This is a genomic window from Rhodosalinus sp., from assembly GCF_046542825.1.
GTDB lineage: Bacteria > Pseudomonadota > Alphaproteobacteria > Rhodobacterales > Rhodobacteraceae > Rhodosalinus.
This window is the reverse complement of sequence record NZ_JBKHAQ010000060.1, coordinates 1-17,690: the sequence shown is the minus strand read 5'-3', so window position 1 is coordinate 17,690 and position 17,690 is coordinate 1. Positions and strand designations below refer to the sequence as shown.

20 protein-coding genes are annotated in these 17,690 nt (G+C 68.0%); 11 read left to right on the top strand and 9 right to left on the bottom strand.

Annotation, left to right across the window (positions count from 1 at the left end; genetic code table 11):
- From ACLFOB_RS09325 to hemA, 11 genes are all read left to right on the top strand, one after another.
- On the top strand, window positions 1-1,421 hold a 1,421-nt coding region (locus tag ACLFOB_RS09325; RefSeq protein ID WP_410925914.1), incomplete at its 5' end, for a cobaltochelatase subunit CobN.
- Window positions 1,422-1,722: 301 nt separating this feature from the next.
- Window positions 1,723-2,541 (top strand): ferredoxin:protochlorophyllide reductase (ATP-dependent) iron-sulfur ATP-binding protein, encoded by an 819-nt coding sequence (gene bchL / locus ACLFOB_RS09320; protein ID WP_410917660.1) that lies wholly within the window; start codon window positions 1,723-1,725, stop codon window positions 2,539-2,541.
- The gene (gene bchM, locus ACLFOB_RS09315; RefSeq protein WP_410917657.1) at window positions 2,541-3,221 is read left to right on the top strand and encodes a magnesium protoporphyrin IX methyltransferase; all 681 of its coding nucleotides are present in this window, start codon (window positions 2,541-2,543) and stop codon (window positions 3,219-3,221) included. The genes bchL and bchM overlap by 1 nt, the downstream gene beginning before the upstream one ends.
- Entirely contained in the window at window positions 3,218-4,660 is a 1,443-nt protein-coding gene (locus ACLFOB_RS09310) for a PucC family protein (RefSeq protein ID WP_410925913.1), read from the top strand. The genes bchM and ACLFOB_RS09310 overlap by 4 nt, the downstream gene beginning before the upstream one ends.
- Window positions 4,661-4,690: 30 nt before the next feature.
- The gene (gene puhA, locus ACLFOB_RS09305; protein ID WP_410925912.1) at window positions 4,691-5,461 is read left to right on the top strand and encodes a photosynthetic reaction center subunit H; all 771 of its coding nucleotides are present in this window, start codon (window positions 4,691-4,693) and stop codon (window positions 5,459-5,461) included.
- A gap of 19 nt (window positions 5,462-5,480) precedes the next feature.
- Window positions 5,481-6,173, top strand: a complete 693-nt coding sequence (gene puhB, locus ACLFOB_RS09300; protein ID WP_410925911.1) for a photosynthetic complex putative assembly protein PuhB — start codon at window positions 5,481-5,483, stop codon at window positions 6,171-6,173.
- Between the two features lie 33 nt (window positions 6,174-6,206).
- The gene (puhC, locus tag ACLFOB_RS09295; RefSeq protein WP_410916307.1) at window positions 6,207-6,674 is read left to right on the top strand and encodes a photosynthetic complex assembly protein PuhC; all 468 of its coding nucleotides are present in this window, start codon (window positions 6,207-6,209) and stop codon (window positions 6,672-6,674) included.
- 16 nt (window positions 6,675-6,690) lie between these two features.
- On the top strand, window positions 6,691-6,987 hold the full coding sequence (locus ACLFOB_RS09290; protein WP_410916308.1) for a hypothetical protein: 297 nt from the start codon (window positions 6,691-6,693) through the stop codon (window positions 6,985-6,987).
- Window positions 6,984-8,123: a magnesium-protoporphyrin IX monomethyl ester (oxidative) cyclase gene (acsF, locus tag ACLFOB_RS09285; RefSeq protein WP_410916309.1), complete on the top strand. Its 1,140-nt coding sequence runs from the start codon at window positions 6,984-6,986 to the stop codon at window positions 8,121-8,123. Before ACLFOB_RS09290 ends, acsF begins: the two co-directional genes overlap by 4 nt.
- Entirely contained in the window at window positions 8,123-8,944 is an 822-nt protein-coding gene (gene puhE, locus ACLFOB_RS09280) for a putative photosynthetic complex assembly protein PuhE (RefSeq protein WP_410916310.1), read from the top strand. Before acsF ends, puhE begins: the two co-directional genes overlap by 1 nt.
- Window positions 8,934-10,148 (top strand): 5-aminolevulinate synthase, encoded by a 1,215-nt coding sequence (gene hemA, locus ACLFOB_RS09275; protein WP_410916311.1) that lies wholly within the window; start codon window positions 8,934-8,936, stop codon window positions 10,146-10,148. The genes puhE and hemA overlap by 11 nt, the downstream gene beginning before the upstream one ends.
- A 99-nt stretch (window positions 10,149-10,247) precedes the next feature.
- Here hemA and ACLFOB_RS09270 read toward each other — a convergent pair whose 3' ends face one another.
- The 9 genes from ACLFOB_RS09270 to bchZ all read right to left on the bottom strand — a co-directional run.
- On the bottom strand, window positions 10,248-10,652 hold the full coding sequence (locus tag ACLFOB_RS09270) for a hypothetical protein (protein ID WP_410916312.1): 405 nt from the start codon (window positions 10,650-10,652) through the stop codon (window positions 10,248-10,250).
- A 76-nt stretch (window positions 10,653-10,728) separates the two neighbouring features.
- On the bottom strand, window positions 10,729-12,654 hold the full coding sequence (dxs, locus tag ACLFOB_RS09265) for a 1-deoxy-D-xylulose-5-phosphate synthase (RefSeq protein WP_410925910.1): 1,926 nt from the start codon (window positions 12,652-12,654) through the stop codon (window positions 10,729-10,731).
- Window positions 12,655-12,859: 205 nt separating this feature from the next.
- Window positions 12,860-13,975 (bottom strand): photosynthetic reaction center cytochrome PufC, encoded by a 1,116-nt coding sequence (gene pufC / locus ACLFOB_RS09260; RefSeq protein ID WP_410925909.1) that lies wholly within the window; start codon window positions 13,973-13,975, stop codon window positions 12,860-12,862.
- A 1-nt stretch (window position 13,976) separates the two neighbouring features.
- A complete protein-coding gene (pufM, locus tag ACLFOB_RS09255) occupies window positions 13,977-14,963 on the bottom strand; it encodes a photosynthetic reaction center subunit M (RefSeq protein ID WP_410916315.1) in 987 nt (328 codons plus the stop codon).
- A gap of 3 nt (window positions 14,964-14,966) precedes the next feature.
- Window positions 14,967-15,806, bottom strand: a complete 840-nt coding sequence (gene pufL / locus ACLFOB_RS09250) for a photosynthetic reaction center subunit L (RefSeq protein ID WP_410916316.1) — start codon at window positions 15,804-15,806, stop codon at window positions 14,967-14,969.
- A gap of 115 nt (window positions 15,807-15,921) precedes the next feature.
- Entirely contained in the window at window positions 15,922-16,089 is a 168-nt protein-coding gene (gene pufA / locus ACLFOB_RS09245) for a light-harvesting antenna LH1, alpha subunit (protein ID WP_410916317.1), read from the bottom strand.
- Window positions 16,090-16,104: 15 nt separating this feature from the next.
- Complete coding sequence (gene pufB / locus ACLFOB_RS09240; protein ID WP_410916318.1) at window positions 16,105-16,254, bottom strand: light-harvesting antenna LH1, beta subunit; 150 nt, start codon at window positions 16,252-16,254, stop codon at window positions 16,105-16,107.
- Window positions 16,255-16,386: 132 nt separating this feature from the next.
- Window positions 16,387-16,611 (bottom strand): cytochrome PufQ, encoded by a 225-nt coding sequence (pufQ, locus tag ACLFOB_RS09235; RefSeq protein ID WP_410916319.1) that lies wholly within the window; start codon window positions 16,609-16,611, stop codon window positions 16,387-16,389.
- Window positions 16,612-16,615: 4 nt separating this feature from the next.
- On the bottom strand, window positions 16,616-17,690 hold a 1,075-nt coding region (bchZ, locus tag ACLFOB_RS09230; RefSeq protein WP_410925908.1), incomplete at its 5' end, for a chlorophyllide a reductase subunit Z.

Genomic DNA, 17,690 nt, shown 5'->3' with positions numbered 1-17,690 from the left:
TGCTGGAGACCGAGGACGCGCTGATCCCCGAGGGGCTGCATGTGCTGGGCCGGCCGATGAGCGAGACGGCGAAGGCCGAGTATCTCTCGCTGATCGAGGGGGCGGACGACGAGACGAAGGCGCGGGTTGCGGAACTGCTGTCCGGCGATCACGAGATCCCGGCGATCCTGCATGCGCTCGAGGGCCGCTATACGCCGCCGGTGCCGGGCGGCGACCTGATCCGCTCGACGGACGTGCTGCCGACGGGGCGGAACATCCACGCCTTCGATCCCTTCCGGATGCCCACGGAATTCGCCTGCCGCGAGGGCGCGAAGCAGGCGGAGCTGCTGCTGGCCACGCACAACGAACTGCCCAAGAGCATCGCGGTGGTGCTCTGGGGGTCGGACAACATCAAGTCCGACGGCGGCCCCATCGCACAGGCGCTGGCGCTGATCGGCGCGCGGCCGCGTTTCGACAGCTTCGGCCGGCTCGCGGGCGCGGACCTGATCCCGCTGGAAGAGCTGGGCCGGCCGCGCATCGACGTGATCATGACGCTGTCGGGCATCTTCCGGGACCTGCTGCCGCTGCAGACGCGGATGCTGGCAGAGGCCGCCTGGAAGGCGGCGACCGCCGACGAGCCGGTGGAGCAGAACTTCGTCCGCGCCCATGCCCTGGCCTATGCCGAGCGCATCGGCTGCGACATGGAAACGGCCGCGCTGCGCGTCTTCTCGAACGCGGAGGGCGCCTATGGCTCGAACGTCAACCAGCTGGTGGACAGTTCCGCCTTCGGCGACGAGGACGAGCTGGCCGACGCCTACCAGACCCGCAAGAGCTTTGCCTACGGGCGCGACGGCAAGGCCGCGCCGCAGGGGCAGCTTCTGGGCGAGGCGCTGAAGACCGTCGAGCTTGCCTATCAGAACCTCGAATCGGTCGAGCTGGGCGTCACCACCGTGGATCACTACTTCGACACGCTTGGCGGCATCAGCCGCGCGGTGAAGCGCGCCCGCGGCGGGCAGGAGGCAGCGGTCTACATCTCCGACACCACGCGCGGCACCGGCAAGGTGCGCACGCTGGCCGACCAGGTCTCGCTCGAGACGCGGTCGCGCTCGCTCAACCCGAAATTCTACGAGGCGCTGCTGTGCCACGGCTCGGAAGGCGTGCGCCAGATCGAGGCGCAGGTGACCAACACGCTGGGCTGGTCCGCCACCACCGGCGCGGTCGAGCCCTGGGTCTATCAGCGGATTTCCGAGACCTTCGTGCTGGACGCGGAGATGCGCCAGCGCCTCGCCGAACTGAACCCGCAGGCCTCGAGCCGGATGGCGAACCGCCTTCTGGAAGCCTCGGACCGCGCCTACTGGACGCCGGACGCCGCGACGCTGGCGGCGCTTCAGGATGCGGCCGACGCGCTGGAAGACCGGATGGAAGGGATCGCGGCGGAATGACCCTGGGGCGCGCATACGTCGAGGCCGCCAGGGGGGCGCTGCCCCCCTCGGCCCTCGCGGGCCTCACCCCCCGGGGTATTTCCGGCAAGAGGAAGGACCGAGACGGCGCGGGACAGGGACGCGTCGCGACAGACAGGAAAGGGAGACGCGCATGAGTCCGCTTGACAGCAAGCTGCCGCCGGCCGCGAGGGCCAACGCCCGCGAGCAGGAGGGACTGCGGAAACGCGGCCTGGGCGCGCCGCCGCGAATCAAAAAGGGCGAGGACGGCGAGGGCTCGCTCCAGGTGCACCAGGATCCCTCGATGAAGATCGAGGGGGCGAAGGTGTTCTCGGTCTACGGCAAGGGCGGCATCGGGAAATCCACCACCTCGTCGAACCTGTCCGTCGCCTTCTCGACGCTGGGCAAGCGGGTGCTGCAGATCGGCTGCGATCCCAAGCACGATTCGACCTTCACGCTGACGGGCCATCTGCAGCCGACGGTCATCGACATCCTGAAGGAGGTCGATTTCCACGCCGAGGAGCTGCGGCCCGAGGACTTCATGACCGAAGGCTTCAACGGCGTGCAATGCGTCGAGGCGGGCGGGCCGCCCGCGGGCACCGGCTGCGGCGGCTATGTCGTGGGGCAGACGGTGAAACTGCTCAAGCAGCATCACCTGCTCGAGGACACCGACGTGGTGATCTTCGACGTCCTCGGCGACGTGGTTTGCGGCGGCTTCGCGGCGCCCTTGCAGCATGCCGACCGGGCGGTGATCGTGACCGCCAACGACTTCGACTCGATCTACGCGATGAACCGGATCATCGCGGCGGTGCGCGCCAAGGCGAACAACTACAAGGTGCGGCTGGCGGGCTGCGTTGCCAACCGCTCGAAGGAGACGAACGAGGTCGACCGCTACTGCAGCGAGGTCGGCTTCAAGCGCATCGCGCACATGCCGGACTTCGACGCGATCCGCCGCTCGCGGCTGAAGAAGAAGACGCTCTTCGAGATGCCCGACGAGGAGGACATCGTGATGGCGCGCAAGGAATACGTGCGCCTGGCCGAGACGCTCTGGAACGGTACCGAGGCGCTGGCGCCCGAGCCGCTGGAGGACCGCGACATCTTCGAACTGCTGGGCTTCGACTGATGAGCTACGAAAGCACCCTCTCCCGTGTCGAGACCTATTTCGACAAGACCGCGACCCGGACCTGGGAACGGCTGACCTCTGATGCGCCCGTCTCGCGGATCCGCGAGACGGTGCGCCAGGGGCGGGAGAAGATGCGCGCGCAGATCCTGTCCCGTCTGGGCGAGGATCTGCGGGGCGCACGGGTGCTGGACGCGGGCTGCGGCGCGGGACAGATGACCGCGGAACTCGCCGCCCGCGGCGCCGAGGTGGTGGCGGTGGACATCTCGCCCAGCCTGGTGAGGATCGCCGAGGCGCGGCTGCCCGCGGGCCTTCCGGGGCGCGTGCATTTCACGTCCGGCGACATGCTGGACCCCGCGCATGGCCGCTTCGACCATGTCGTGGCGATGGACAGCCTGATCTATTACCGGCTGCCGGATCTTGCCCGCGCGCTCGACCGGCTGGCGCGGCGGGCCGAGGGGCGCGTGGTGTTCACCGTGGCGCCGCGCACGCCGCTTCTGATGGCGATGTGGCAGAGCGGCAAGCTTTTCCCCCGCTCCGACCGATCACCCACGATGGTGCCGCATGCGCCCGAGGCGATCGCGCGCGCCCTGCGCGACGCGGGCACGCCGGCGCGGCTCAAGGTGCTGGAGCGCGTCGCGCAGGGCTTCTACATCTCGCAGGCGCTGGAGGTGTCGCGATGAGTTTCTGGCGCCTTCGGCCGCTTGCGCGGTTCACCACGCAGATCCTGCCCTTCGCGGATGCGGCGAGCGAAGGCCTGCCGCTGCCGCAACTTCTGCGGCTGTCGCTTTTCCAGGTCTCTGTCGGCATGGCGATGGTGATGCTGCTGGGCACGCTGAACCGCGTGATGATCGTCGAGCTTTCGGTGCCGGCGCTGATCGTGGCCTCGATGATCGCGCTGCCGGTGCTGATCGCGCCCTTCCGGGCGCTGCTGGGCTTCCGCTCGGACACGCACAGGAGCGCGCTGGGCTGGAAGCGGGTGCCCTACCTTTGGTTCGGCTCGCTCTGGCAGATGGGCGGGCTTGCCGTCATGCCCTTCGCGATCCTCGTGCTGGGCGGGCAGCAGGCGGTGGGCCCCTCATGGGCCGGCGAGGTGCTGGCGGCTGTGGCCTTCCTGATGGCCGGTTTCGGCATGCACATGACGCAGACCGCGGGCCTTGCGCTCGCCGCCGACCGCGCGACAGAGGAGACGCGGCCGCGGGTCGTTGCGCTGCTTTATGTCATGTATCTGCTGGGCATGGGCGTTTCGGCCATCGTGGTCGGCTGGCTGCTGCGCGACTTCGCGCCCTTCACGCTGGTCCGCGTGGTGCAGGGCGTGGCGCTGGCGGGCATCCTGCTGAACCTCGTCGCGCTCTGGAAGCAGGAGAAGGTGCGCCCGATGACCCGCGAAGAGCGCGAGGCACCGCGCCCGCGCTTCCGCGATGCCTGGGCAGACCTGGCCGCCGGCGGCACGGCGGGGCGGCTGCTTGCGGTGGTCTTCCTCGGGACCATGGCCTTCAACATGCAGGACGTGCTGCTCGAGCCCTACGGCGGCGAGATCCTGGGCCTGTCGGTCTCGGCCACCACGATGCTGACCGCGACCTGGGCGGGCGGCGCGCTTCTGGCCTTCGCGCTGGCGGCGCGGATGCTGGCGCGCGGCTCGAACCCCTATCGTTTGGCCGCGATGGGCGTGCTGGTGGGCGTTGCCGCCTTTTCCACGGTCATTTTCGCCGCGCCGATGCAGTCGGGCGCGATCTTCTTTGCCGGGGCCGCGCTGATCGGGTTCGGCGGCGGCATGTTCGCCGTCGCCACGCTGACCGCCGCGATGACCATGCCGGCCGAAGGCGTCGCGGGCCGCGGCCTTGCGCTGGGCGCCTGGGGCGCGGCACAGGCGACCGCGGCGGGTCTGTCCATCGCGCTGGGCGGGGGTCTGCGCGACCTGGTCAACCAGGCTGCGCTTTCCGGCCGGCTGGGCGAGGCGCTGAACGATCCCGCGACCGGCTATTCCTTCGTCTACCACATCGAGATCGGCCTTCTGTTCGTGACGCTCATCGCCATCGGACCGCTGGTCAGACACGCCGCCAAACCCGTCGGCCAAGGGACGGCACCTGCCCGCTTCGGGCTCGCCGAGATGCCGACATGACCGTCGCCTGCCTTTTGAAAGGAAAGGACCATGACTGAGACGTTCTTCGGAGAGTTCGACCTGGCGAGTCTCTCGCTGTGGCTGTTCTACATCTTCTTCGCCGGCCTCGTCGTCTATCTCCAGCGCGAGAACATGCGCGAGGGCTATCCGCTGGAGGACGAGGACGGCAATCCCGCGCCCACACCCAGCGTCTTCCCGCTGCCCAAGGACAAGACCTTCAAGCTGCCGCACGGCCGCGGCGAGGTTTCCTATCCCTCGCAGCAGACGCTGGAGCGCGAGAACCTCGCGCTGGAGCAGACGCAGCCGGTCCGCGGCTATCCCTTCGTGCCCACCGGCGACCCGCTGGTGGACGGTGTCGGCCCGGCCTCCTGGGTGAACCGGCGCGACCAGCCGGAACTGGACGGCAAGGGCCACCCCAAGATCGTCCCGATGTCGGCGACCGAGCACTTCCATGTCTCGGCCGGCCGCGACCCGCGGGGCCTGCCGGTGATGTCGGGCGACGACGTGGTGGTCGGCACCGTGACGGACCTGTGGATCGACGAGCCCGAACAGCTCGTGCGCTTTCTGGAATACCAGCTCGACCCCGAGTGGGGCGAGGGCAAGCGCCTGGTGCCGATGACGCTGGCCGTGATCAAGCGCGACCACGTCAAGATCCGCACGATCTATGCCAAGCACTTCGCCAACGTGCCGCGCCACGCCTCGCCACGGCAGGTGACCCTGCTCGAAGAGGACAAGATCGCCGCCTACTACGCCGGCGGCGTGCTTTACGCCGACGAGGCGCGGCTCGAGCCGCAACTCTGACATCGAAGGACCGGACGCCATGCCGCACGACGATTTCGCATTCGAACCCGTGAAGGGCCTGCCCGAGGAGCCGCCGAAAGGCGAGGAGATCCTCTGGCAGGGCCGCCCCGACTGGTGGGCCCTGGCCCTCGAGTCGCTGAGCCTGAAGTGGGTGATGGGCTATTTCGTCTTCCTCGCGGCATGGCGCCTGGTCGCCGCGCTCGACCTGATGCCCTTCGCGCAGGCCGTCGCGATCTCGACCCCCTTCATCGTCATGGGCCTGATCGTCTGCGCGCTGCTTGCCCTGATCGCGTGGGTGCAGGCGCGCGCGACGGTCTACACGATCACAAACCGCCGCGTGGCGATGCGGGTGGGCGCGGCGCTGACCGTCACGCTCAACCTGCCCTACACCCACGTCGCCAACGCGCATCTCGACCTGCGCCGCCGGGGCACCGGCACCATCGCGCTGGAGTTGCTGGGCGAGACGCGGTTCAGCTATCTCGTACTCTGGCCGCATGTCCGGCCCTGGCATCTCAGAAAGCCCGAGCCCGCGCTGCGCTGCATCCCCGAGGCAGAGCGCATCGCGCGCCTGCTGGCAGAGGCGGCCGAGGCGCGCGTGGCGCAGCCGCAGGTGGCCCGCGCCACCCCGCCCGCCGCGACCCCGCCCGCGGCCGCACGGTCCGGGGACCGGCCCGCGCCCGCAGGCGCCGCAGCCCCGGTGCCCGCCGAATAACCGCCCGTCGCCAAGCAAGGAGGAACCTCAGAGATGTCCGCCACCGCCCGCCCGCCACGCACCTACACACCCGAGGAGAAGATCGTTCCCCTCGTGCTGGTGCGCGCGATGTTCGGGCTTGTCATGGCCGTCCTCGTGATCGTCTCGATCGCGGTCTGGACCGGCCGTCCCGTCACCTCGACCCCGCCCGAAAGCCCGGTCACCCACGTGCGCGTGCTCTACCTGGGCGGCGACATGTCGGGGGCCGCCAGCGTGCGCGCCGAGGACGGGACCGTGATCGCCGACCTGTCGCCCGAAGAGGGCGGCTTCGTGTCGGGTGTGTATCGCGTGCTCCACCGCGAACGCACGAAGCACGGCGTGGCCATCGACGGCCCCGTCGAACTGATGCGCCACGAGAACGGGCGCTTTTCCGTCGCCGACCCCTCCACCGGGTGGAGCGCCGACCTGATGGGGTTCGGTCGGGACAACGCCAGGGCCTTCGCCAAGCTTCTGGCTCAGTGAACGAAAGGGAACCGACATGGGACTTCTGACGCGAGAGATCGAACGGGCGCCCTGCACCGTCGAGATCAGCCACAAGTTCGAAAGCCTGCATGCGCATGTGCGCTTCAACAACGGCGCCGTGGTCTATCCCGGCGACGAGGTGAAGGTGCAGGGGCCGGAGATCATGGCCCCCTTCGGCGAGATCGTGACCGAGGATCGCGAGGCGATCATCGTGCGCGCCTCGAAACTCGAACAGCTCTGGACCCGCCTGACCGGCGATTTCGAGGTCATGGAGCTCTGCGAATTCTCGTTCTCCGAGGAGGTGGAGCTATGAACGCCCCCATCAAGCCCGTCACCGCCACCCATACCGCCGACGCCACGACCGTTGAGGAGGGACTGGCGATCCAGGAGGAACAGGCCAGGTTCGACAGCAAGTCCGCCACCGACGTGGCGATGCAGAACACGCTGCTGACCCCGCGCTTCTACACCACCGATTTCGACGAACTCGACGCGATCGACGTCACGCCCGTGCGGGCGGACTGGGACAGGCTCATCGCCCAGATGGAGGCGGACCCGAACAAGGGCCACTTCAAGAAGGACGAGTCCTGGGATCACGTCGACTGGGAAGGCATGGACCCCAAGCTGAAGAAGGAGTTCATCGACTTCCTCATCAGCTCCTGCACCGCCGAGTTCTCGGGCTGCGTGCTCTACAAGGAGATGAAGCGGCGCGGCCACAACAAGGACATCACGCAGCTCTTCCAGCTGATGGCGCGGGACGAGGCGCGGCACGCCGGCTTCATCAACGACGCGCTGCGCGAGGCGGGCGTGGCGGTGAACCTGGGCTTCCTGACGCAGAAGAAGAAATACACCTTCTTCCGGCCCAAGTTCATCTACTACGCCACCTATCTCTCCGAGAAGATCGGCTACGCCCGCTACATCACGATCTACCGGCACTTCGAGAAGCACCCCGAAAAGCGGTTCCACCCCATCTTCAAGTGGTTCCGAGAGTGGTGCAACGACGAGTTCAGCCACGGCGAGGCCTTCGCGCTGCTGATGAAGACCGACCCGAAGCTGACCAGCGGGATAAACGTCTGGTGGATCAAGTTCTTCCTGACGGCGGTCTATGCCACGATGTATGTCCGTGACCATCAGCGCCCGGCGTTCCACGCCGCCATCGGGGTGGACCCTGACTGGTACGCGCATGAGGTCTTCACCAAGACCAGCGAGCTGTCCAAGCAGATCTTCCCGATCACGCTGGACATCGAGAACCCGCGCTGGCAGCGCAATCTGGAGCGGCTGCACCGCGCCAACGTCGCCATCGCGGAGGGCAAGAAGCAGGGCGGCCTCGGCGGCAAGCTCAAGCAGTGGACGAACAGCCTGCGTGCCGCGATGACCTTCGCGGCGCTCTACACGATCCCGGCGAAGAAGCACCGCGTGCCCGAAAGCACGCGCCTGGAGCCCGCTTACTGATGCTGACCTCGGCCTGGATCGCGGCGCTCATCGCGCTCTTTGCCTGGTGGTTCTTTACCGGGGCGATCCTTGCCGTTGTCCGTCTGGCCGACCGGCGGGGGCCGCGGGCGAACACCGCGGCCACCCTCTGGTCACTGCCGTTGCTGGGCGCGGGCCTCTGGGGTTACGGCGCCACGCTGGGCGGCAGCGACCCTGCCGCGGTCTATGGCGCCTTCCTCTCGGCGCTGGCGATCTGGGGCTGGGTCGAGCTTGCCTTCCTGACCGGTCAGATCACCGGGCCTGCGGCGCGCCCCTGCCCGCCGGGCGTGGGCGAGGGGGAACGCTTCCTGCGCGCCTGGGGCACCGTGGCCTACCACGAGATGCTGCTGGCGGGCCTGCTGATCGCGCTGGCGCTCTGGGGCTGGGGCCAGGCCAATCTCTTCGGCCTGTGGACCTTCGGCGTGCTCTTCGGCGCGCGGATCTCGGCCAAGCTGAACCTGTTCTACGGCGTGCCGAAGATAAACCTGGAGTTCATCCCCGACGCGCTTTCCCACCTGCCGAGCCATTTCCGCACCGGGCGGATCAACCGGCTCTTCCCGCTTTCGGTCTCGCTTCTGACCGCCGCCACCGCCTGCTGGGTGGAGCGGCTGATCGCGGCCGACACGGCCGCGGCCACCGTGGGCTTTGCCCTGCTGGCCGCACTCACCGCTCTCGCCCTGCTGGAACACTGGCTCATGGTGATCCCGTGGCAGGACGCGAAACTCTGGCGCTGGATGCTCCCCGAGCGTCGCCGCGCGCCCAAGACAACGAATTACGGACCGGAGGACGCTCATGGACTTTGATGCGCTGTTCGAGACCCAGCTCGACGCCCTGAAGCAGGAGGGGAACTACCGCCGCTTCGCCAACCTCGAGCGGCAATGCGGCCGCTTCCCGCGCGCGCGCAACCACGATGACGATGCACCCGCCGAGGTCACGGTCTGGTGCTCGAACGACTACCTTGGCATGGGCCAGCACCCTGTCGTCACCGAGCGGATGAAGGAGGTGATCGAGAGCTGCGGCGCAGGCGCCGGCGGCACGCGCAACATATCGGGCACCAACGCGCATCACGTGGCGCTGGAGCGCGAGCTTGCCGATCTGCACGGCAAGGAGGCGGCGCTGCTCTTCACCTCGGGCTACGTCTCGAACTGGGCGGCGCTGTCCACGCTGGGCAGCCGCCTGCCGGACGCCGTGATCCTCTCGGACGAACTCAACCACGCCAGCATGATCGAGGGCATCCGCCACTCCCGCGCGAAAAAGGTCATCTGGAGACACAACGACCCCGAGGATCTCGACGCGAAGCTCTCCGCGCTGCCCGCGAACGCACCGAAGATCGTGGCCTTCGAGTCGGTCTACTCGATGGACGGCGACATCTGCCCGATGAAGGAGATCGTCGAGGTCGCCGAAAAGCACGGCGCCATGACCTATCTCGACGAGGTGCATGCCGTGGGTCTCTACGGCCCGCGCGGCGGCGGCGTCTCGGAACGCGAAGGGCTGGCCGACCGCATCACGCTGATCGAGGGCACGCTGGGCAAGGCCTATGGCGTGGTGGGCGGCTACATCACCGGCTCCGCCGCGCTCTGCGATTTCGTGCGCAGCTTCGCCTCGGGCTTCATCTTCACGACCGCGCTGCCTCCGGCGGTGGCCGCGGCGGCACAGGCCTCGATCGCCTATCTCAAGGAATCGGACGCCGAGCGGCAGGCGCAGCGGCGCAACGTGGCGCGGCTGCGTGCCGGGCTCGACCGCGCCGGCATTCCGCATCTGCAGAACCCCAGCCACATCATCCCGGTGATGATCAAGGATCCGGTGAAATGCCGGATGCTGGCCGACATCCTGATGCGCGACTACGGGATCTACGTGCAGCCGATCAACTATCCCACCGTGCCCAAGGGCACCGAGCGGCTGCGCTTCACCCCCTCGCCCTGGCACACGGACGCGGACATCGACCACCTGATCAACGCGCTCACCGTGCTGTGGAAGCAGTGCGCCATCGCCCACGCGGTGGCCTGAGCCGCGCGCTCATCGGTCCCTGACCGGTCCCTCTTCGCGGGCGCCGCGTCCCCACCCGGGGCGCGGCATTCGCATTGAGTGCCTTTGCCCGGAGTGTGCTCAGCAGCCTCTGTAGCTGTCGCCATCCGCGAAGTTGATCACCAGATAGTCGGGCCGCCCGCCGCGCCCGCAGACCACCACAAGGATGCCCAGGGTGTTGCCCTGCAGCACGATCCGCTCGATCAGCGGCTCGCGCGGGCCGCGGGCATAGAGCGCGGGGATCTGCGCCCGCGTGGCCGGGTCGGCAAAGACCCGGTCCGAATCGTCGCCCGCATGGCGGATGCCGAAGCGATGATAGTTGGCGCGGTCCTGCTGCAGGATCGCGCCCAGGTCCCCAAGGCGCACACCGCTCGAGTTGAACATGTCCTCGCGCCCGATCTGGGCGTAATAGGCCCCGATCTGCTGTTGCGCCCATGCCGGGGCTGCCAGCCCGGCAAGGGCCAGCACCGCAATCCATCGCGTCATCATCGCACCCTCTACCCACACCGTGACCCTGTCACGGTGCCATCGGGCGCGACCGCTTGCAATGTTCCTGCGCGGCTCAGCCCGCCGCGGTGAAGGGCAGCACCCGGCCTTCCCGCGCGCCCGCGATCTCGCGCAGGGTGGCGGCAATGTCGGCCGCGCTCATCCCGGCCGCGGCATACATCTCCGCGGGGCTCGCCTGATCGATGTAGCGGTCGGGCAGGCAGATGTTGCGCAGGGCCAAGCCCCGGTCGAAGGCGCCAAGCCGCGCGAGCGCGTGCATGACGAAGGCGCCGAAGCCGCCCATCGCGCCCTGTTCCAGCGTCACGAGCCCCCGGTGATGGCGCGCGAGCTGCATCAGCAGTTCCTCGTCGAGCGGCTTGGCAAAGCGCGCGTCGGCGACGGTGACGCTGATACCCTCTGTCTCCAGCGCCTCGGCCGCGGCCAGCGCCTCGGCCAGATGCGCGCCATAGGAGAACACGGCAAGGTCGGTCCCTTCGCGCACGACCCGGCCCTTGCCGATCTCCAGCACCTCGCCTCGCTCGGGCACCTCGACACCAGTGCCGTTGCCGCGCGGATAGCGGAAGGCGATGGGCCCCTCGTCGAACTCCGCCGCGGTGGCAACCATGTGCACCAGCTCTGCCTCGTCGGCCGCGGCCATCAGCGTCATGCCCGGCAGCGCACCCAGATAGCCGATGTCGAAGGCGCCCGCGTGGGTCGCGCCATCCGCCCCCACCAGCCCCGCGCGGTCGATGGCGAAGCGCACGGGCAGCCCCTGCAGCGCCACGTCGTGCACCACCTGGTCGTAGCCGCGCTGCAGGAAGGTCGAATAGATCGCGCAGAAGGGGCGCAGGCCCGCGGCCGCCATGCCGGCGGCGAAGGTCACCCCGTGCTGCTCGGCGATGCCCACGTCGAATACGCGGTTGGGGAAGCGCTTGGCCATGCGGTCCACCCCGGTGCCCGAGGGCATGGCGGCGGTGATCGCCACGATACGCGGGTCGCGGGCCGCGGCCTCGGTCAGCGCATCGCCGAAGACGGTGGTGTAGGCGGGCGCCGAGGGCGTCGATTTCGCCTGCGTGCCGGTCGCCACGTCGAACTTCGACACGCCGTGATACTTGTCGGCCGAGTTCTCGGCGGGGGCGTAGCCCTTGCCCTTGACCGTGCAGCAATGGATCAGCACCGGCCCCGTCGCCCGTGCGCGCGCGGCGCGCAGCACCGGCAGGAGCTGGGCCATGTCGTGCCCGTCGATGGGGCCGATGTATTCGAAGCCAAGCTCCTCGAAGAGGGTGCCCTGCCCTGTCACGCCGGTCACCAGCTGGCGGGCGCGCCTGGCGCCCTCGCGCATCGGCTCGGGCAGCGCGGCCTCGAAGCCCTCGGCCAGCGAGCGCATCCGCGCCAGCGGCTCGTTGGCGTAGAGGCGGGACAGATATTGCGACATGGCGCCGACGGGGGGCGCGATCGACATCTCGTTGTCGTTGAGGATCACGAAGAGGCGGCGGCCCTCGTGGCCCGCGTTGTTCAGCGCCTCGTAGGCCATGCCGGCGCTGATCGCGCCGTCGCCGATGACCGCGATGGCATCGCCCGTGGGCTGGCCCATGTCGCGGCCCACGGCGAAGCCAAGGGCGGAGGAGATCGAGGTCGAGGAATGGGCGGCGCCGAAGGGGTCGAAATCGCTTTCCGCGCGCTTGGTGAAGCCCGAAAGCCCGCCCTTCTGGCGCAGCGTGCGGATGCGGGCGCGCCGGCCGGTCAGGATCTTGTGGCCATAGCACTGATGGCCCACGTCCCAGACCAGCTTGTCCATGGGCGTGTTGAACACCGCGTGCAGCGCGACGGTCAGTTCGACGACACCGAGGGACGACCCCAGGTGCCCGCCGGTCTGGGAGACCGCCGAGATCACCTCGGCGCGCAATTCGTCCGCAAGCTGCGCAAGCTCCCGGTCGCTCATCCCGCGCAGGTCGGCGGGGCCGGCGACGCGGTCCAGTAGCGGTGTATCGGGCTGGGTCATGGCTGTCTCCTCCCTCGTGGTCTCCGGGGCCTCTGCTCACCGGAGTGGGGTTGGCGCCGCGCCCTGGTGATGCAAGCAACGGGCGCGGCGCCGGCTCCTGTCGCCAACAGGAAGGGAACCGGGGTCTGGGACCCCGACGCCCGGACCGGCGGGAAATGCCGGCCCGAACGGGGCGAGAGGCGGGCGGCGCCGGGCCGCCCAACCCCTATTCGGAAAGCGAGGCCTGGTCGGCGGCGTCGCTGTAGACAGGCTCGCCCGTGGTGGCGAGTTCGGGCCAGTCACCGATCGCGTTGGTGCCCTGCAGCGGCTGCTGATAGCCCTGGTGGCAGGTCTTGCAGGCCACCTTGGGCGCATCGGCATGGACCGGACCCAGGCGTTCGGCGGGATAGAGACCCTCGAGCGGGATGAGCCAGTCGTTGTTGAGCTCCAGAACCATCTGGATACCCAGGTTCGCGGTGCTCCACTGCGGCGTCACCTCGCCCGCCGCGGAATAGAAGGCGCGGCTGTTGTGGCACAGCAGGCAGTTGGCCCCGAGCGCGTTGCTGATGTAGTTCATCAGCGAATAGGTCCGCTCGGTGTGCTGGATCAGCGGATCGCCGGGGATTTCGTTGTCCACGCGGCTTTCCAGATCGTGCACCGCAATGACGCCGTAGTTGACCAGATACTCCTCGAGCGCGTCGGACGGCAGCGAGGTGAACTGGCTTACCGGCGTCACCCGGTTCTGGTTGGCCGACCAGCCCTCCATCGTCTCCACCGTGGGCGTCGCGCGGAACCAGATGTTGTCCGGCACCGGCTGCCCGCGATGGCAGGTGTAGCAGGTCACGCCCACTTCCTTGTTGGCGTTGACATGGGCATCCCAGTCTTCGTTGATGCTCTGCGTCATGCTGACCATCGTGTGCCCGACGGCCGTCTGATAGTTGTCCGGGTCGTCGAACAGGTCCGGGATCCCGGTCCAGGCCCGCATCGCCGTCAGCAGGCGGTCGTAGTTCTCGACCGTCAGATCCTCCAGCCCGGGAGGCACGTTCTCACGCGCCTCCCCTGCGGTCTCTTCCCCGCCCTGCGGCGGGATCGGGTCCGAGGTCGTCTCCAGAAATCCGGCGATCGCCGGATCGCCTTCGGCGAGGTCGAACTCGAATTCGGGAACCGACATGCCGGTGCCCCGCGGGCCGGTCTGCATGCTGTCGGTGGCATAGGGCTGTCCCCATGTCACCAGCAGCGCCGCGACCACGACCGCCCCGCCGATCCCACCCAGCAGGAACGCCGGACCGAAGATGTTGGTCGGGTTCTCGGCGTTCCACTTGTTGAACCATTGCGGCAGCATGTCAGTTCTCCTGTCCGATGAAGGCCTCGTACGAGCCGTAGGCCTCGTAGCCGTAGGAGCCGTCGTAGAGCGGAGCGAAGTTGTGCTCCTGCGCCCAGATGAACCAGTTGTCCACGACGGTGCCGGTCAGAAGGATCCCGATGCCGCCGGTGATCGGCGTCAGCACGGCGAACCACCAGGCCCAGCGGTGAATCCCCTCCATCGTGGCGTTGAAGCCCATCGTCCAGCGCCAGAACAGCGCCGCCCGTTCGGAGGCCGTGCCGCGGTCGTAGATCTGCTCCAGCTCCCGGTCCCCGCCGAAGCGGCTGACGGCCAGGATCGTGCCGCCGTGCATCGCGAAGAGCAGCACGGAGCCGTAGAGGAACACGATCGAAAGCGCGTGGAACGGGTTGTAGTAGAGGTTGCCGTAGCGGATCGAGAAGGCGGTGGTCCAGTCGAGGTGCGGGAAGATGCCGTAGGGCACCGCCTCGGACCACGATCCCATCAGGACCGGCCGGAAAAGGCCAAGCACGAGGAAGAGCCAGATGGCCGAGCCGAAGGCCCAGAAGATGTGCTTGCCCATCTTGTGTTCGGCCGCCAGTTGCCAGGACCGAAGCCACCAGGCCAGCACCGAGACCAGCAGGAAGAACGACGAGATCAGGTACCAGCCGCCCTCGTTCAGCGGCGGGAACGAGAGCCCGTATTCGGGGCTCGGCGGCTCGAGCGCCAGCCAGAAGAGCTGGCGCAGGAACTCGGGGATCGACCAGCCGACCTGCGCCAGCATGTTGAACCCGATGATGTTGAGCCACAGGGTGCCCGTCACGATCGAGATGACGCCCGCGTAGCCCAGGTAGATGGGTCCGAGCTGCGCGTTCCCGAGCCAACCCAGGAGGTTGGAAAAGCCCCCGGGCCCCGTGCGCTCGGCCGCCATCTCGCCCGAGTCGTCCATCCCCATCTCCGGCAGGCCGCGGACCTGAACCTGGGTGAAAATGTTCTGATATTCAGCCATGAGTCACATCCCCACCTGAGACGGCCAGATCGGCAGTTCGAGCCACCAGTTCCACCATTCGGGCCAGCCCTTGGTCCAGACGGGCCCCGAGATGATGATGCAGACCGCCGACCAGAAGCCCGCGTTCAGCGCCAGCAGCAGGCCCAGCCGGTGGATGCCCAGCGTGCCCACCGAATAGCCGATGAAATCCCGAAAGAAGGTGTCCTCGTGGTCCGGTGTCTTCGCTTCCTCGCCCTTCTCGGGATTGGCCGCCGACAGGATCAGGCCACCGTGCAGCGCCAGTGCCAGCGTGGTGGTGAAGAAGAAGGTCACCGCCAGCATGTGCGCCGGGTTGTAGTGGAAGTGCAGGTAGGCGTAGCCGACGTTCGACACCCAGTCGAGGTGGCTGAAGATGCCGTAGGGAAACCCGTGCCCCCAGGCGCCCATCAGGACCGGCCGGAACACGACCAGCGTGACATAGGCGAAGATCGCGACGCCGAAGGCGAAGGGCACGTGATAGCCCATGCCGAGCTTGCGGCAGATCTCGACCTCGCGCAGGGCCCATGACACGAAGGCGCCGATCGCGCAGATCGTGATGATCTGCCACAGCCCCCCTTCCATGAGCGGCGCCATGCCCAGACCGTAACTCAGGTCAGGCGGCGCGATATTGATGAGCCAGGGGTTCCAGGTCCCCTGGTTGGCGGCGCCCCAGAAGATCAGGATCGTTCCGAGCACGGCGAAAAAGATCGTCGTGACGCCGAAAAAACCCACATAGAACGGGCCGACCCAGAAATCGAACAGATCGCCGCCGATCAGCGTCCCTCCGCGGACGCGGTACTTTCTCTCAAAACTGAGCAAAGCCATTCTCTTACTCCGCGTTTGGCGGCCTTCCGGTTGCGACCCTCAGCCGTCAGTGTTGTGTCGTCGGATCGCCGCGGGCGGACGCACCGCCCGCGGCCAATGGCAGTGCGATGGGCTCTCAGTCGCCGCGGTCGTACTTGGCCGCGGCGATCTCGAACCAGTTGAAGCCATCCGTGCTGAGCAGCACGAGATGGATCATCACCGCGAGCAGGAACAGGAAGACGCCCTGCGCCACGAACACGCGGCGGGGGTCGAAGATCAGCCAGATCTTGTAGAACTTTGCCATCTCGTCGTCCTCCGATCAGAACCAGGGGAACCAGATGAAGGTCGCGATGTGCGCGACCACCGCAACGGCCGTGAACAGCCAAAGGCCGCTCATGTAGACCGAGTGCAGCTCCTGGGCCTGCTCGTCTGTGAGACCTGTGAAGGACAGGTCGTTCTTATCAGCCATGAACTTTCCTCCGGAACGTTATGCTGACGCCGCGATCCCCGCGGCCGGGTTCCTTCGGGGCCAGGAACGGTCCCTCCGGGCTGCCCCACGCCTGCGCGAAGGGACAGGGCTTGCCTCGGTCAGAGCGGTCGCTCAGGCCGAGAAGATCAGGGGCGTGATCCGGTCCGCCTCGGCCCAGGCGCGGGCGAGCGGCCCGTGCATGTTGAGCGAACGGTTGCGGATCACGTCGCGCGTCCAGCGCACTGTCGTGAACGGGATCGCCACGATGAAGATCAGCGCGAAATAGACATGGAACTCGGCGCCGCGGCGGCGGCCCGAGCGCACCCGGGGGGGCGGGTTGGACGTGATGTCTGCCATAAGGTCAGCCCTCCTTTGCGTCGCCTGTCGAGGCCGGCGACAAGGCCTTCACGGTTTCCAGCACCACGCGCTCCGCGCCCGCCTCGAGCGCGGCGCGCTCGGCGGCGTCGCGCAGCGTCTTGGCGGCGGAGATGCGGGTGAGGATCGGATGCGTGGCCACGATCCGGTCGAGTTCCGCCTGGGCGTCCTCGTCCCAGGGGAAGTCGCGCCGCAGCCGGGTGGGCGTGGCGTCGGCCGCGTCCATCTCGGTGCCCAGCGGCAGGATGTGGAAAAGCGCATCGAAGAGGCCGTTGCAGACCTCCTGCAGCAGGTAGGTGGCGCCGGCGTAACCCATCATCGGCGTGCCGGTCGCGCGACGGATCGCGGCGCCCGGAAAGCTCGCCGGGATGAAGGCCGGCTGCGGGCCGTGCCCTGCCTTGAGCTCGGCGAGATACATCTTCTCGTTGATCGAGCCCAGCACGATCAGCGGCCGCTCGCGCCCCATCAGCGCACGCACTTCCTCGTTGTTGGTCTTGCGCCCCGCGATGCGCGCCACGGCGAAGGCACAGGGCAGGCCAAGGTCGCTTTCAAGGTACTGGCGGATGCCGCGGGCGTAGGTCTCGTTCGCCACGACCGCGAAACTGGCCGTAGCGAAGAAATCCTGCGTGACCGAGCGCCAGAGATCCCAGACCGGCTTGATGGTCGAGTGCTTTTCCTTCTCGATGAAGGGCTCGGGATCGAGGCCCGTAAGCTCGCCCAGCTTGCGCAGGAATTTCGTCGTGCTCTCGACCCCGATGGGCGCCTGCAGATACGGCTTGCCCAGCACCTCCGCGAGGCCGCGGCCGAACTCGCGGTACATCACCACGTTGACGTCGGCGTTCACCAGGTCGCGCATCTCGGCCAGGTGGCTGCCCAGCGGCATCACCATGTTGACCTCGGCGCCGATGCCCTCGATCAGCCGCCGGATCTCGGCCAGGTCCGAGGGCATGTTGAACACGCCATACATCGGCCCGAGGATGTTGACCCGCGGCTTCGCGCCCTCGGGGCGCTTCTTCTCGGGCGGCATCCGGCCCTTGGTCATGCCGAACTCGGTGAAGATC